The organism is Variovorax multivorans (assembly GCF_051216835.1).
Taxonomy (GTDB): Bacteria; Pseudomonadota; Gammaproteobacteria; order Burkholderiales; family Burkholderiaceae_C; genus Variovorax.
In genome coordinates, this window is record NZ_JBPJZL010000006.1 from 254,115 (window position 1) to 267,516 (window position 13,402).

13 protein-coding genes are annotated in these 13,402 nt (G+C 68.5%); 5 read left to right on the forward strand and 8 right to left on the reverse strand.

The window, feature by feature from the left end:
• Positions 1 to 3 precede the first annotated feature (3 nt).
• The gene (tsaB, locus tag ACSFCA_RS17425; protein WP_435460390.1) at positions 4 to 714 is read right to left on the reverse strand and encodes a tRNA (adenosine(37)-N6)-threonylcarbamoyltransferase complex dimerization subunit type 1 TsaB; all 711 of its coding nucleotides are present in this window, start codon (positions 712 to 714) and stop codon (positions 4 to 6) included.
• A gap of 34 nt (positions 715 to 748) precedes the next feature.
• Positions 749 to 1,516: a DeoR/GlpR family DNA-binding transcription regulator gene (locus ACSFCA_RS17430; RefSeq protein WP_435460389.1), complete on the reverse strand. Its 768-nt coding sequence runs from the start codon at positions 1,514 to 1,516 to the stop codon at positions 749 to 751.
• 79 nt (positions 1,517 to 1,595) lie between these two features.
• Between ACSFCA_RS17430 and ACSFCA_RS17435 the strand changes: the two genes are divergently transcribed.
• The 3 genes from ACSFCA_RS17435 (at position 1,596) to ACSFCA_RS17445 (ending at position 5,354) form a co-directional block, all read left to right on the forward strand.
• Positions 1,596 to 2,183, forward strand: coding sequence for an NUDIX hydrolase (locus tag ACSFCA_RS17435; protein WP_435460388.1), 588 nt, complete (start codon positions 1,596 to 1,598; stop codon positions 2,181 to 2,183).
• Between the two features lie 7 nt (positions 2,184 to 2,190).
• Positions 2,191 to 3,612, forward strand: a complete 1,422-nt coding sequence (gene dacB / locus ACSFCA_RS17440) for a D-alanyl-D-alanine carboxypeptidase/D-alanyl-D-alanine endopeptidase (RefSeq protein ID WP_435460387.1) — start codon at positions 2,191 to 2,193, stop codon at positions 3,610 to 3,612.
• A 176-nt stretch (positions 3,613 to 3,788) separates the two neighbouring features.
• A complete protein-coding gene (locus ACSFCA_RS17445) occupies positions 3,789 to 5,354 on the forward strand; it encodes an alpha/beta hydrolase family protein (protein WP_435460386.1) in 1,566 nt (521 codons plus the stop codon).
• On the opposite strand, the gene ACSFCA_RS17450 is transcribed toward ACSFCA_RS17445, so the two are convergent.
• The 3 genes from ACSFCA_RS17450 to purE are packed head-to-tail and all read right to left on the reverse strand — an operon-like array spanning position 5,355 to position 8,109.
• Positions 5,355 to 6,356: an L-threonylcarbamoyladenylate synthase gene (locus tag ACSFCA_RS17450; RefSeq protein WP_435460385.1), complete on the reverse strand. Its 1,002-nt coding sequence runs from the start codon at positions 6,354 to 6,356 to the stop codon at positions 5,355 to 5,357.
• Positions 6,353 to 7,552: a 5-(carboxyamino)imidazole ribonucleotide synthase gene (locus tag ACSFCA_RS17455; protein WP_435460384.1), complete on the reverse strand. Its 1,200-nt coding sequence runs from the start codon at positions 7,550 to 7,552 to the stop codon at positions 6,353 to 6,355. The genes ACSFCA_RS17450 and ACSFCA_RS17455 overlap by 4 nt, the downstream gene beginning before the upstream one ends.
• Complete coding sequence (gene purE / locus ACSFCA_RS17460; RefSeq protein WP_258352283.1) at positions 7,549 to 8,109, reverse strand: 5-(carboxyamino)imidazole ribonucleotide mutase; 561 nt, start codon at positions 8,107 to 8,109, stop codon at positions 7,549 to 7,551. The genes ACSFCA_RS17455 and purE overlap by 4 nt, the downstream gene beginning before the upstream one ends.
• Before the next feature lie 36 nt (positions 8,110 to 8,145).
• Here purE and ACSFCA_RS17465 point away from each other — a divergent pair, with 36 nt between their 5' ends.
• Complete coding sequence (locus ACSFCA_RS17465; RefSeq protein WP_435460383.1) at positions 8,146 to 9,066, forward strand: tetratricopeptide repeat protein; 921 nt, start codon at positions 8,146 to 8,148, stop codon at positions 9,064 to 9,066.
• A 108-nt stretch (positions 9,067 to 9,174) separates the two neighbouring features.
• Entirely contained in the window at positions 9,175 to 9,618 is a 444-nt protein-coding gene (locus ACSFCA_RS17470) for an META domain-containing protein (RefSeq protein WP_258352281.1), read from the forward strand.
• An 18-nt stretch (positions 9,619 to 9,636) separates the two neighbouring features.
• Here the strand turns inward: ACSFCA_RS17470 and ACSFCA_RS17475 are convergent, their stop codons facing one another.
• The 3 genes from ACSFCA_RS17475 to fba form a co-directional block, all read right to left on the reverse strand.
• Positions 9,637 to 11,145, reverse strand: a complete 1,509-nt coding sequence (locus tag ACSFCA_RS17475; RefSeq protein WP_435460382.1) for a hypothetical protein — start codon at positions 11,143 to 11,145, stop codon at positions 9,637 to 9,639.
• Positions 11,146 to 11,268: 123 nt separating this feature from the next.
• Positions 11,269 to 12,174 carry a phosphoribosylaminoimidazolesuccinocarboxamide synthase gene (locus ACSFCA_RS17480; RefSeq protein WP_435460381.1) on the reverse strand — a complete coding sequence of 302 codons (906 nt, stop codon included), beginning with the start codon at positions 12,172 to 12,174 and terminating at the stop codon, positions 11,269 to 11,271.
• Between the two features lie 99 nt (positions 12,175 to 12,273).
• On the reverse strand, positions 12,274 to 13,338 hold the full coding sequence (gene fba / locus ACSFCA_RS17485) for a class II fructose-bisphosphate aldolase (protein ID WP_013544161.1): 1,065 nt from the start codon (positions 13,336 to 13,338) through the stop codon (positions 12,274 to 12,276).
• Positions 13,339 to 13,402: the final 64 nt, after the last annotated feature.

Consider the following 13,402-nt stretch of genomic DNA (forward strand, 5'->3'; position numbering starts at 1 on the left):
GGGTCAGTTGGCGGCTGCGGCGGCCGCCTTGATGGCGGCGCGCTCTTCGGTGGTTTGCGCCACTTTATCGCGAACATAGAGCGGCCAGGCCTGCGCGGCCGGCACCGTGCGCCCGGCCGCGAGCAGCGCAGGGGCCAGCCGCAGCATGGCGGTAGCGGTCGGCAGCGCCTCGTGGCGGGCGGCGGCCGGGGCCAGCCGCAGGCCGTAGGCGGTGAATGCATTGCCGGCGAGCGCCCAGCCGGCGGGCACTTCGAGGTCTTCGGGCGACAGCAGCAGGGGCTCGTCGTCCCCACCAAGCAGGCCGTTGGCCGCGAAGTCATAGCGCGCGGCATAGATCTGGTCCATGCGGGCGTCGAGCACGGCCATCACCTGCTGCACGCCGAAGGCATGGCGCGCTTCTTCGGCCACGGCGAGCAGCGTGTCGACCGGCAGCAGCGGCACCTTGGCGCCGAAGGCCAGTCCCTGCGCCACCGAGCAGGCGGTGCGCAGCCCGGTGAACGAACCGGGGCCGCGGCCGAAGACGATGGCGTCGAGCTCGGACAGCGCCAGCCCGGCGTCGCCCAGCAGTTGCTGGATCAGCGGGAGCAGCGTGGTCGAGGCTTGAGCGCCGCCCACGCCGTTGTGCGCGAGCAGCCTGTCGCCGTGCAGCACGGCCACGGACAGGTGCTCGGTGCTGGTGTCGAAGGCGAGCAGCTTGGGCAGGGCGAGAGGCATCCGCCGATTATCGAGGGGCGGCCAATCCCCAGGGTCACGCGCCGTTATCGCTGCGCAAAATCGCCAGCCCCGCCTTGCGCAGCGGCGCCAGCGCCTTGGCAGGAGCGTCCGGCGATACCAGCAGGCTGGTGGCCGACGTCACCGGGTTCACCACCCAGGCCGACGCCGCGCCGAGCTTTTCCGAAGATGCCAGCACGACCGTCTCGGCCGCGGACGCCATCAGCGCGCGCTTGATCTCGGCCTCTTCCAGGTCGCCCGTGGTCAGCCCCGCCTCGGCGTGCACGCCGGTGACGCCCATGAAATACGTGTCGGCATGGATGCGCGCAATGGCCGCCATCGCCGCCGAGCCGACCGCCACCACAGAGTGCTTGAAGAGGCGCCCGCCGATCAGCACCACCTCGATGCCGGCATGCGCCACCAGTTCGATGGCCACCGACGGGCTGTGCGTGACCACCGTAGCCTGCAGGTTCGCCGGCAGGTGGCGCGCAAGCTGCACGGCGGTGGTGCCGCCATCGATGAACACCACCTGCCCCGGCTTCACGAGGCGAGCGGCGGCGCGGCCGATGGCCACCTTTTCGTCGGGGGCCAGCTGCTGGCGCCCTGCGAAGTCGGCTTCGGCTGCCGCGACCGGCAGCGCGCCGCCATGCACGCGCAGCAGCAGGCCCTCGGCGGCCAGCTCGCGCAGGTCGCGGCGGATGGTGTCTTCCGACAGGCCCAGTTCTTCGCTGAGCGACTTCGCGACGACGTTGCCGTCGCGCCGCAGGACCGAGAGGATGTGTTGCTTGCGCTGGCTGGTGAGCATCGGCCGATGGTATCGGCGCGCGCCGCTGATTGCACGTTTTTTCTTGTTTTTGCACGAATATGCACATATGCTCGCCGCCATGACCATCCACGACCGCGTCCGGGTGCACGAAGTCACCCTGCTTTCCGACCACTGGTACACGCTGCGCACCACCGCCTTCGACTGGCGGCGCAACGACGGCCAGTGGCAGCGCATGCACCGCGAAACCTACGACCGCGGCAACGGCGCCACCTTGCTGCCCTACAACCTCGCGCAGCGCACTGTGCTGCTGACGCGCCAGTTCCGCTACCCAGCCTTCGTCAACGGCCACGACGACCTGCTGATCGAGGCCGCGGCCGGCCTGCTCGACGACGCGGAGCCCGAGGAGCGCATCCGCGCCGAGGTCGAAGAAGAACTGGGCTACCGGCTCGGCACGGTGCAGAAGATCTTCGAGAGCTTCATGAGCCCGGGTTCCGTTACCGAGAAGCTGCACTTCTTCGTCGCGCCCTACGAGCCCTCGATGCGCATCGGCGCGGGCGGCGGGCTGCCCGAGGAGGGCGAGGACATCGAGGTGCTGGAGCTGGCCATCGACGAGGCGCTGGCCATGGTGGCCGACGGCCGCATCGCCGATGCCAAGACGGTGATGCTGCTGTATCACGCGAAGCTGCACGTGTTTGCGCCGGGATAATCGGCGGATGCCTCTTGCCCTCCGCCGCGCGGCCTGCGCACTGACTCTCTCCTTGCTGGCCTCGGCTGGCGCCTTCGCCCAGCAAGCACTCCCGACCCAGGTCGATGCCGCCCTCGCCCGCGCCAAGGTGCCGCGCGAGTCCGTGACCATGCTGGTGGCCGAGGCCGACGGCACGCGCCAGCCGCGCCTGGCATGGCGCACGCAGGCGCCGGTGAACCCGGCGTCGATCATGAAGCTGGTCACCACCTACGCCGCGCTCGACCTGCTCGGCGCGGCCTACAGCTGGACCACGCCTGTCTACGTCGAAGGCACGGTGAACAACGGCGTGCTCAACGGCAACCTGTACATCAAGGGCCAGGGTGACCCGAAACTGGTGCTGGAGCGCGTATGGCTGCTGCTGCGCCACGTGCAGGGGCTGGGCATCACCACGGTGAGCGGCGACATCGTCATCGACCGCAGCGCCTTCGAGACCACGGTCGAGGGCGACCCCGCCGCTTTCGATGGCGAACCGCTGCGGCCCTACAACGCCTCGCCCGACGCGCTGCTGGTGAACTTCAAGTCGGTCAACATGACTTTCGCGCCCGACCGCGCCGGCCAGATCGCGCGGGTGAGCTACGAGCCCCCGCTGGCGAGCGTGGCCATGCCGCCAACCGTGGCGATCGTGCCCGGCGAATGCGGCGACTGGCGCGCCGCGCTGCGCACCGACTTCAGCGACGTGAACCGCATCCGCTTCAACGGCGGTTTCCCGGCCGGCTGCGGCGAGAAGAGCTGGGCCGTGGCCTACGGCGACCCGCGCACCTACGCCATGCGCGCCATCGGCGGCATGTGGGCCGAGATGGGCGGGCGCGTCGGCGGGCAAATGCGCGAGGGGCGCGTGCCGGCGGGGCTGAAGCCGGCCTTCGAGTTCGAATCGCCGCCGCTGGCCGAGGTGATCCGCGACATCAACAAGTACAGCAACAACGTGATGGCGCAGCAGCTGTTCCTCACGATCGGGCTCACGCAGAAGAACCGCGGCACCTTCGAGGCCTCGCGCGCCGCGTTGGGCCAGTGGTGGCGCGAGCGCATCGGCACGGGCGAGGCGCAGCCGGTGTTCGAGAACGGCTCTGGCCTGTCGCGCGATGAGCGCATCAGCGCCGCCGCGCTCGGCAAGATGCTGCAGGTGGCGTGGCGCTCGCCGGTAATGCCGGAGCTGATGTCCTCGCTGCCGGCCATGGGCGTGGACGGCACGCTGAAGAAGCGCACGCTGCGCTCGGGCGGCTCAGCCCACCTGAAGACCGGCACGCTGCGCGACGCCTCCGGCGTGGCCGGCTACGTGGACGGCGCAAGCGGCCGGCGCTACGTGCTGGTGGCCATTGCCAACGGCGAGAACGCGGGCGCCGCGCGCGCGGCCTTCGACGCGCTGGTCGACTGGGCCTCGCAGGACAACTGAGGCCGGCGGCTCGACAAGGCGCACGGCCATCGGCCGTGTACTGAAATCTTCTGAGGGCAAACGCCCGCTTGCGCGCGGGCATGCCGCTGCACAGAATCGGACGGTCGTTCTATTCCGTACAAGACCAACGCAGGAGACATGCCTTGACAAAGCCGCACCCCCACTCGTCCGTCCCTATGCGCAAGACAGCCGCCCTGACGGCGCTCGCAGGCGCAACCTTGTTGCTGCTGGCCGCCTGCGGAGGCGGTGGTGGAGGCGGGGGTATCGGCATCGGGGTGGGCGTTCCGCCGCCCGCCGTCGACAACGGCCGGGGCTCGGTGGTCACCAATCCGCCCGAGCAGACGGCGAATCTGACGGCCACCCAGTTCACCGCCAGCCTGCAGGCCAGCGACCAGGGCAAGGCGCTGCTGCAGGTGGCTGGCACGCCCAAATGCGGCATCGACCTGCGCTACCTCGAATACCGCACCATCGGCGCGAAGAGCGAGGCCACCAATGCCACCGCCGCGATCATGGTGCCCACGGGCTCCGACATCGCCTGCAGCGGCCAGCGTCCGGTGGTGCTCTATGCCCACGGCACCACCGCCGCCAAGGCCTACAACCTGGCCAAGTGGACCGACAGCACGCAGGCGGCAGCCGGCGAGGGCCTGATGGTGGCCGCCATGTTCGCGGCACAGGGCTACATCGTGGTGGCGCCCAACTACGCGGGCTACGACAAGTCGACGCTGCCCTACCACCCGTATCTCAATGGCGACCAGCAGGGCAAGGACATGGTCGATGCGCTCACCGCCGCGCGCAAGACCTTCTCGGGTATCGGCGCGAACGACGCCGGCTCGCTGTTCATCACCGGCTACTCGCAGGGCGGCTATGTGGCAATGGCGGCGCACCGCGAGATGCAGGCCACGGGCAAGACGGTGACGGCGTCGGCGCCGCTGTCGGCACCCTCGGCCATCAGCCTGCTGACGGACTACACCTACCAGGGCTGGCCGGCGCTGGGCGCCACGCTGTTCGTGCCGCTGCTGTCGACCAGCTGGCAGCAGCAGTTCGGCAACGTCTACAGCTCCACCAGCGACGTGTATGAAGCGCAGTACGCCACCGGCATCGACACCCTGCTGCCGAGCACCTCGCCCGGCACGCTGTTCTCCAGCGGCAAGCTGCCGCAGCTGGCGCTGTTCCCGGCCAATGCCACGCCAGGGCCGGTGAGCCCCTCGCTGTCGATCTTCTACGGCGCCAACAACCTCATCAAGCAGAGCTTCCTGACGCAGGCGGCCGGCGACATCCAGGCCACGCCCTGCCCCGGCAACGCCTTGCCGGCCACGTCGGCGTCGCTGAGCACGGCCTCGCCGCTGGACTGCAAGCCGTCCACGGGCTTCCGCAAGGCGGCGCTCGCCAACGACCTGCGCAACTGGACGCCGACCCGCCCGATGCTGATGTGCGGTGGCGCCAACGACCCGACGGTGAACTTCGTGAGCACCCGCGCCACGTCAGGCTACTTCCGCGCCAAGGGCGTGCCGGCTGCCGCGCTGGCGGTGGTCGATCTGGAAGATTCGGCCGCGATCGATGCCTATTCGACGGCCCGTGCCGGCTTCGCGCAGGCCAAGGCCCTGCTGGCACAGAACACGACGGGCAGTGCATCTGACAAGGCGCAGGCGGTCACGCTGGCGTACCACGGCACGCTGGCGCCACCGTTCTGCCTGGCCTCGGCCCGTGGCTTCTTCCAGGGCGTGCTGGCCGCTGGGGGCTGATCAGGCAGCCGACGCGCGCTGCAAGCGATCCCGCACGCCTTCCCAATCGGGCGTGTCGGGCGGCATCTCGACCCAGATCAGCTTGACGCCCTGCGCGTCGAACTCGCGCAGCACCGCGAACAGCTGCTGCGCACTGGCCGCTGCGTCGTCGGGCATGCGCCGCTGCAGCACGCGCTGCGATCGGCTGCGCACCACGGTGCGCGACCACACGGCGATGTGCGCGGCATTCGCGCCCAGCACGTCGAGGCCGGTCTGGATCGCCTTGGCGTCCATCAGCCGCACCTTGGCGTCCGGGGCGTAGTGCGCCTCCAGCGTGCCCGAAGCGCGCGGGTCGGGTGTTTCGAGCACTTCGCGGTCGCTGAGCTTCTCGCCGCAGGCAGCCTCGATCTGCGCGCGCGTGATCAGGCCGGGCCGCAGCAGCACGGGGGCGCCGCGGCTGCAGTCGACGATGGTCGACTCGATGCCGACCTCGCACGCTCCGCCGTCGACCACCAGCAGCGCGTCGCCGAACTCGTCGTGCACGTGCTGCGCCGTGGTCGGGCTGACGCGGCCGAAGCGGTTGGCGCTGGGCCCCGCGAGGCCGGGCACGCCCTGCTGGGCGCAGGCTTCGAGCAGCGCCTGCGCCACGGGATGCGAGGGGCAGCGCAGGCCGATGGTGTCCTGCCCGCCGGCGGCCGCCGCGCCCACGCCGGGCTGGCGCGTGACGATCAGCGTGAGCGGCCCGGGCCAGAAGGCCTGCACGAGCTTCTGCGCGAAGAGCGGCAGCGGCTGGGCGAAGCGCGACAGCGACTCGGTGCCCTTGATGCCGGCCGCCACGTGGACGATCAGCGGGTGATCGGCGGGCCGCCCCTTGGCCTTGAAGATGCCGGCCACGGCCATGTCGCTGCTCGCGTCGGCCCCCAGGCCGTAGACAGTCTCGGTCGGAAAGGCGACCAGCCCGCCCGCGCGCAGCACACGCGCGGCTTCGGCAATGGCCTCGGGGGAGCGGCCGTCGAGGATCATGCGAGATCGGCGGTGGTCACCGCCGGCAGGCCCAGCAGCAGCGCGGCCTGCGAGGCGGTGGCGCGCACGGCTTCGAGCGTGGCGCCGGTGAGCGTGAGGTGACCCATCTTGCGGCCGCGCCGCGGGTCGATCTTTCCGTAGAGGTGCAGGTGCACGCCCGGCAGCGCGAGCACTTCGCTCCAGCGCGGCGAAACCGGCTTGTCGCCGCCCTCGGCGAACCAAAGATCGCCCAGCAGGTTGAGCATGATCGCGGGGCTGTGCTGGCGCGGCGCGGCCAGCGGCAGGCCGGCGAGCGTGCGCACCTGCAGCTCGAACTGCGACACGTCGCAGGCTTCCATCGTGTAGTGGCCGCTGTTGTGCGGGCGCGGCGCCATCTCGTTGACGACCAGCGAGCCGTCGGCCAGCGCGAAGAACTCGACGCACAACACGCCCACGTAGCCCAGGCCGTTGGCAATGCTCTTGGCCGAATTGACCGCACCCTGCGCCACCGTCTTCGGCATGTTCTGCGGATGCACCTCGGTGATGGCCAGGATGCCGTCGCGGTGCAGGTTGCGCTGCGGCGGAAAGTGCACGATCTGGCCGTCGCGGCTGCGCGCCAGGATGACCGAGCATTCGAACTCCAGCGGCAGCATCTTCTCGAGCACGCAGGGCACGCAGCCCGTGGCCTGCCAGGCATCGACCAGCTCGGCGCGCGTCTTCACGCGCTGCTGGCCCTTGCCGTCGTAGCCCAGCCGCGCGGTCTTCAGGATGCCGGGCAGCAGGCTGTCTTCAACGGCGGCGAGCTGCGCTGCGGTCTCGATGACCGCGTAGGGCGCGCAGGGCACGCCGCAGCGGGTGAAGTGGGCCTTTTCGGCGATGCGATCCTGCGCGATGGCGATAGCCGAGGCGCCGGGCGACACCGGCCGCGCGACCGCCAGGTGCTCCAGCGAAGGCGCGGGCACGTTCTCGAACTCGGTCGTCACCGCATCGGCCAGGCCGGCGAGGCGGGCCAGGCCGTCGACGTCGTCGTAGTCGGTGTGGATGTGGTGGTGGCTCACGCGGCCGGCGGGGCTGTCGGTGTCGGGGTCGAGCACCGCCGTGAAGTAGCCCATGCGCTGGGCCGCGTGGGCAAACATGCGCCCCAGCTGGCCACCGCCGAGCACGCCGAGCGTGGCGCCCGGGAGGATGGGCAGGTCACCGTTCTTGCTGCTGCTCACAGGGCACCTCCGCCTTGCGGCGAGAAAGGGGACACGGGGGGCGCCTTGCCAGCGTCGCCGGCGGCAGCCGGCGGCAGCGTCATGGCTTCGGCGGCAGCGGTCTGCGCCGTGCGGAAGGCGTCGAGCTTCGCGCGCAGCGCCGGATCGTTCACCGCCAGCATCGCCACCGCGAACAGCGCCGCATTGGCCGCGCCCGCGTTGCCGATGGCAAAAGTGGCCACCGGCACGCCCTTGGGCATCTGCACGATGCTGTAGAGCGAATCGACGCCCTGCAGGTGGCGGCTGGCCACCGGAACGCCCAGCACCGGTACCGTGGTTTTCGAGGCCAGCATGCCCGGCAGATGGGCCGCGCCGCCCGCGCCCGCGATGATCGCGGTGAGCCCGCGCCCGGCGGCGCTTTCGGCGTACGCGAAGAGCGCATCGGGCATCCGGTGGGCCGAGACCACCTTTGCTTCGTGACTGATTCCGAATTGCTGGAGAATCTCGACCGCGTTGCGCATCGTCTCCCAATCGGAGTTCGAGCCCATCACTACACCGACCTGAATGGTTTCGTTCATGGTTTCAATTTTACGTTTCACCCTCAGCTGGTTCCGATGATCGACATCACTCTCGAAAATTTCCAGGCCGAACTGATCGAAGGCTCAGTGGCCACGCCGGTGCTGCTGGACATCTGGGCCGAATGGTGCGGCCCCTGCAAACAGCTGGGCCCGGTGCTCGAAAAGCTCGAAGTCGAGTACGCCGGCCGCTTCACGCTGGCCAAGCTCGACGCCGACAAGGTGCCGCAGATTTCGTCGCAGCTGTCCGAAATGTTCGGCGTGCGCAGCATCCCGTTCTGCGTGATGTTCAAGGACGGCCAGCCGGTGGACGGCTTTGTCGGCGCCATTCCGGCCGAGAAGATCCGCGAATTCCTCGACAAGCACGTGCCGGGCGCCGACGAAGCCGAAGCCGCCTCGGAAGAAGCCGCCGCGCAGGAAGCGCTGGCCGAAGGCGACACCCAGGGCGCGCTCGAACGCCTGCAGCACGCCGTGGCCACCGACCCCGCCAACGACGACGCCCGCTTCGACTACATCAAGCTGCTGCTGCAGGAAGGCCGCGTCGATGACGCCAAGGTTGCCTTCGCCCCGGTGATCGCCAAGACCACGCTGGTGCGCCGCTTCGATGCACTGCAGCGCTGGATGGACGCTATCGATTTCGCAGCACCGGTGGCAAGCGCAGCGCCTGCGATCGCCGACTTCGAGGCAAAGATCGCCGCCAACAAGCGCGACTTCGACGCCCGCTTCGGCCGCGCCCGCCTGCTGATGGCCGCGCAGCGCTGGACCGACGCGATGGACGAGCTGCTCGACATCCTGATGCGCGACAAGACCTGGAGCGAAGACCTGGCGCGCAAGACCTACATCGCGATCCTCGACCTGATCGAGCCGCCGAAGGTGAAGGTGGCCGACGGGCAGATCCCGCCAGACGATCCGGTGGTGGCCACCTACCGCCGCCGCCTCAGCAGCATCGTGCTGAGCTGATCCGGAAAGCGGATCCATAAAGCGACCCTCGGGGTCGCTTTTTCGTGGCCGCCTCGAATACGATCACGCCCGATTCAACTTGTTGCAGATTGAAAAGGAAGACTGGCCATGCGCTCCTTCGCCCGCCGTATCGTGTTTCCCCTTCTTGCCACGACGGCGCTGCTGACCGCCCTGACCGGTTGCGGGAGCGGCATCAGCCTCGATGAACCGATCGAAGGGCCGGTCTGGCGCCTTGCTCAACTGGGTGACGAGCCGGTCGGGCAGAGCGAAGCACAAGTTCAGTTCGACCGCAGCAGCGGCCGCGTCAGCGGCTCGGGCGGCTGCAACCGCATCTCGGGCACCTTCACGCGCAGCGGCATCACGCTGAGGATCGGCCAACTGGCCTCGACGCGCATGGCCTGTGCCGATCCGGTGCGCGGGGCCAACGAAGCGCAGTTCATTTCCGCGCTGCAGAGCACTGCGAGCTACCGGCTGGCGGGGCCGAGCCGGCTGGCGCTGCTGGATGGTGGCGGGCGGACGGTGGCGTTGTTGAACAGCGGCGGGGGGCGCTGAGGGTCGCCGGTCTCGTGCTCATTTGGCGGCCGGCGCAGCGACGGTCAGCTCGATTTCCTCGGTAGCCAGTCCACGGTCGGAGATGGTGACTTCCACCATGCCCTTGGCGTCGGACGCCACCTTGATGCGCACCACATACTGGTTCGCTGTCGCGCTGACCAATACTTCGAAGGCTGCCGGGCCCTTGACCGACACCTGCGGCGAGACGGTCACACCGCTCACGGTGATCTCGTAGGCATCGCCTTGGCCGACCTTCGCGTCGGCGGCCGGCGAGATGCTCATGGCGCTGACGCCGCCGACGCAGCTGCCGTTCCGCTCCACGGACTTGCGCTGCTCGGCAAAGCTGAGCAGGCGGTTGCTCAGGGGGCGGCGGGCGGCGTAGAGATCAGCCGTTTCCTTGGCCAGCTTGCGCGCCATGCTGGCCTCGGATGCATTGGCTGGCTGCTTCTTGGCATCCGCCTCGAGCTTGTCTTCCCGCTTTTTCTCTGCAGCGGCGACGGCGGCGGCGATCTGTTGCTGCTGCAGAGCGGTGACCTGCGCAAGCAGCTCCTGAATGCTTGCTGTCCCCAACGACTTTGCCGCGACCGCGGGCGCCCGGGCACCAGTTGTTGTTGCGGCAGCGGCAGGCGCTGGCGGGGTCGCGCCGCCGCCACCGCTGCTCTCGCTCGGCGCATCGATCTTCACCGCCCTGAACTTGCCGATGATTCCCGCCGCCTGGCTGGCCATGGTGTCCGGCGGGGTGATGGGCTTGTTGGCAGCATTGATGCGGGCGGCCACGCGGGCAAAGACCAGATCACCCTCGCGCATCAGGATGACGCCGCTGTTGTTCAGCTGGTCGGCCAACTGTTCGCTGGAGGCCAGGGTCTTGCGGGCGCGCCACAGCGCTTCTTTCGCCTCTGCGCGAACCCGTGCCCTGGGAAGCCTGCTGTCGTTGCCATAGCGGTCGATGGCCTCGGCTTCGAGCAAATCCTTGTCGAGCGCGTTGATGGCTTCCGTCAAGGCCTGCCGCTCCTGGCGCATCCGCGAGAAGTCGACCGCACTCATGCGCAGCGGCTCGATGTTCATCATCGCGCACGTCAGCTCACGGATGCCTTCGACATACGCCAGCTCCTGGTTGGGATTGACGAACCAGGTGCTGCCCGAATACGCCGCGAAGCCGACCGCGCCGGCCATGGCCAGGCGCGTCTTGTCATGGTCGGTCGTCACGCCTGACTTCAGGCCGCTGTAGAGCGCCGCCGCCGTGATGCCGAGCAATCCGAGCTGCGTGACGGCACGCACCCGTGCCTGCGTCGAGAGGGAGTCGTACCACTCGCGGCGCTGGTCCTTCAATACGCCGAGCGCGCCATGCAGGTTGCCCGCGAACCGCTCGGCATGGGCGTTGCGGACCTCCTCGCGGCCGAGTTGAGCGATCGGCACATCGACCCGCTTGCTGCGCTGGTAGGGATTGGTGCTGCTGCAGCCCGTGACAGCCACCACAAGCCCCGCCGCTACGCAGCGCTGCCAACGAAGAACATTCCCGCTTTTCATATCCCCCGCCCCTCATGTTTTGAGTACGCATGATGGCGGGGCGAGGACGTTCGTACATCCCCGATTCCCGTGGCGACAAGGCGCCCGGGATGAACTACGAAGCTACGAAAAGGAAGGGGAGGATCAGCCCGTCAGGCGCTCCAGCGCCTCGCGGTACTTGGCAGCCGTCTTCTCGATGACCTCAGCCGGCAGGCGCGGCGCCGGGGGCGTTTTGTCCCAGGGCTTGCCATTGATCTTGGTGGCTTCGAGCCAGTCGCGCACGAACTGCTTGTCGTAGCTCGGCGGGTTAGCGCCGGCGGCCAGCGCGGCCTGGTAGCCCTCGACCGGCCAGTAGCGCGAGCTGTCGGGCGTGAGCACTTCGTCCATCAGCACCAGCGTGCCGGCTTCGTCCAGGCCGAACTCGAACTTGGTGTCGGCAATGATCATTCCCTTGGTCAGGGCGATCTGCGCAGCGGTTTCGTAGATGGCGATGCTGGTTTCGCGGATCTGCTGGGCCAGCTTGGGACCGACGATCTCGACCACGCGGTCGTAGCTGATGTTCTCGTCGTGCTCGCCGGCCGCAGCCTTGGCGGCGGGCGTGAAGATCGGGCGCGGCAGCTTGCTGGCGTTGGTCAGGCCCTCGGGCAGCGGCACGCCGCAGACCGAGCGGCTTTCCTGGTATTCCTTCCAGCCGCTGCCGGCCAGGTAGCCGCGCACCACGGCCTCGACCGGAATCGGCTTCAGGCGCTTGACCAGCATCGAGCGGCCCGTGACTTGCGGCACTTCGTCTGGCGTCACGGCGCTTTCGGGCGCATCGCCGGTCAGGTGGTTGGGGCAGATCTGGCCCAGCCGCTCGAACCACCACAGCGCCATCTGCGTGAGGATCTCGCCCTTGCCGGGAATGGCCTCGCCCATGATCACGTCGAAGGCGCTGAGCCGGTCGCTCGCGACCATCAGGATGCGGTCTTCGCCGACGGCGTAGTTGTCGCGCACCTTGCCGCGCGCAAGCAGGGGCAGGCTCTGGATGGAGGAGGTGTGGACGGTGGTCATGGGAACAGATGCTTTGGGGGGAACTGATGACGGGAAAGCGGATTGTGCGCGCAGAAAAAAGCCACCGCGAACGGTGGCCTTCGAATCGCAGGGAAGTTTTTAGACGACTTCCTGAGCCAGTTCGCCCTTGGCGTACTTGGCGGCGACCACTTGCAGCGTGTCGCCCTTGATCTTGGCGCCCTGGCCTTCGCAGCCGAATTCGATGTAGCGCTGCTTGCAGATCAGCTTTGCGGCTTCGCGCGCGGGCTTGAGCCACTCGCGGGCGTCGAACTTCTCGGGGTTCTCGGCCAGGAACTTGCGCACGGCGCCGGTCATGGCCAGGCGGATGTCGGTGTCGATGTTGATCTTGCGCACGCCGTGCTTGATGGCTTCCTGGATTTCCTTGACGGGCACGCCGTAGGTTTCCTTCATGTTGCCGCCGTACTGGCGAATGATGGCCAGCAGCTCCTGCGGCACGCTCGACGAGCCGTGCATCACCAGGTGGGTGTTGGGAATGCGGCGGTGGATTTCCTTGATGCGGTCGATCGCCAGGATGTCGCCGGTGGGCTCGCGCGTGAACTTGTAGGCGCCGTGGCTGGTGCCAATGGCGATGGCCAGCGCGTCGATCTGGGTACGCTTGACGAAGTCGGCGGCCTGCTCGGGGTCGGTGAGCAGCTGTTCGCGCGTCATGGTGTCGTCGGTGCCGTGGCCGTCTTCCTTGTCGCCCTTCATGGTCTCGAGCGAACCGAGGCAGCCGAGCTCGCCTTCGACGGTCACGCCCAGGCGGTGGGCCATGTCCGACACCTTCTTGGTGACGTCGACGTTGTAGTCGTAGCTGGCGATGGTCTTGCCGTCGGCCTCGAGCGAGCCGTCCATCATGACCGAGCTGAAGCCCAGGTCGATGGCGCCCTTGCAGACGTCGGGGTTCTGGCCGTGGTCCTGGTGCATGACCAGCGGGATGTTCGGGTACTGCTCGATGGCGGCCTGGATCAGATGCTTGATGAAGGCTTCGCCGGCGTATTTGCGGGCGCCTGCGCTGGCTTGCAGGATGACGGGCGCGCCGGTTTCCTTGGCGGCCTCCATCACGGCCTGGACCTGTTCAAGGTTGTTGACGTTGAAGGCCGGAATGCCGTAGCCATTGGCTGCAGCATGGTCGAGCAGTTCGCGCATCGAGACGAGTGCCATGGGAAATACCTCGCGGAAATTAGGGAAAGAAGAAGGCGGAAAGACAGGAGAAAACTGCCGCAAT

What these genes read in the sequence shown, in the direction of transcription:
- dacB (WP_435460387.1), top strand. Translation starts at nt 2,191, where the DNA reads ATGCCTCTTGCCCTCCGCCGCGCGGCCTGCGCACTGACTCTCTCCTTG.
- purE (WP_258352283.1), bottom strand. Translation starts at nt 8,109, where the DNA reads ATGAACGAAACCATTCAGGTCGGTGTAGTGATGGGCTCGAACTCCGAT.
- ACSFCA_RS17465 (WP_435460383.1), top strand. Translation starts at nt 8,146, where the DNA reads ATGATCGACATCACTCTCGAAAATTTCCAGGCCGAACTGATCGAAGGC.
- ACSFCA_RS17480 (WP_435460381.1), bottom strand. Translation starts at nt 12,174, where the DNA reads ATGACCACCGTCCACACCTCCTCCATCCAGAGCCTGCCCCTGCTTGCG.
- fba (WP_013544161.1), bottom strand. Translation starts at nt 13,338, where the DNA reads ATGGCACTCGTCTCGATGCGCGAACTGCTCGACCATGCTGCAGCCAAT.
- ACSFCA_RS17435 (WP_435460388.1), top strand. Translation starts at nt 1,596, where the DNA reads ATGACCATCCACGACCGCGTCCGGGTGCACGAAGTCACCCTGCTTTCC.
- ACSFCA_RS17445 (WP_435460386.1), top strand. Translation starts at nt 3,789, where the DNA reads ATGCGCAAGACAGCCGCCCTGACGGCGCTCGCAGGCGCAACCTTGTTG.
- tsaB (WP_435460390.1), bottom strand. Translation starts at nt 714, where the DNA reads ATGCCTCTCGCCCTGCCCAAGCTGCTCGCCTTCGACACCAGCACCGAG.
- ACSFCA_RS17475 (WP_435460382.1), bottom strand. Translation starts at nt 11,145, where the DNA reads ATGAAAAGCGGGAATGTTCTTCGTTGGCAGCGCTGCGTAGCGGCGGGG.
- ACSFCA_RS17450 (WP_435460385.1), bottom strand. Translation starts at nt 6,356, where the DNA reads ATGATCCTCGACGGCCGCTCCCCCGAGGCCATTGCCGAAGCCGCGCGT.
- ACSFCA_RS17470 (WP_258352281.1), top strand. Translation starts at nt 9,175, where the DNA reads ATGCGCTCCTTCGCCCGCCGTATCGTGTTTCCCCTTCTTGCCACGACG.
- ACSFCA_RS17430 (WP_435460389.1), bottom strand. Translation starts at nt 1,516, where the DNA reads ATGCTCACCAGCCAGCGCAAGCAACACATCCTCTCGGTCCTGCGGCGC.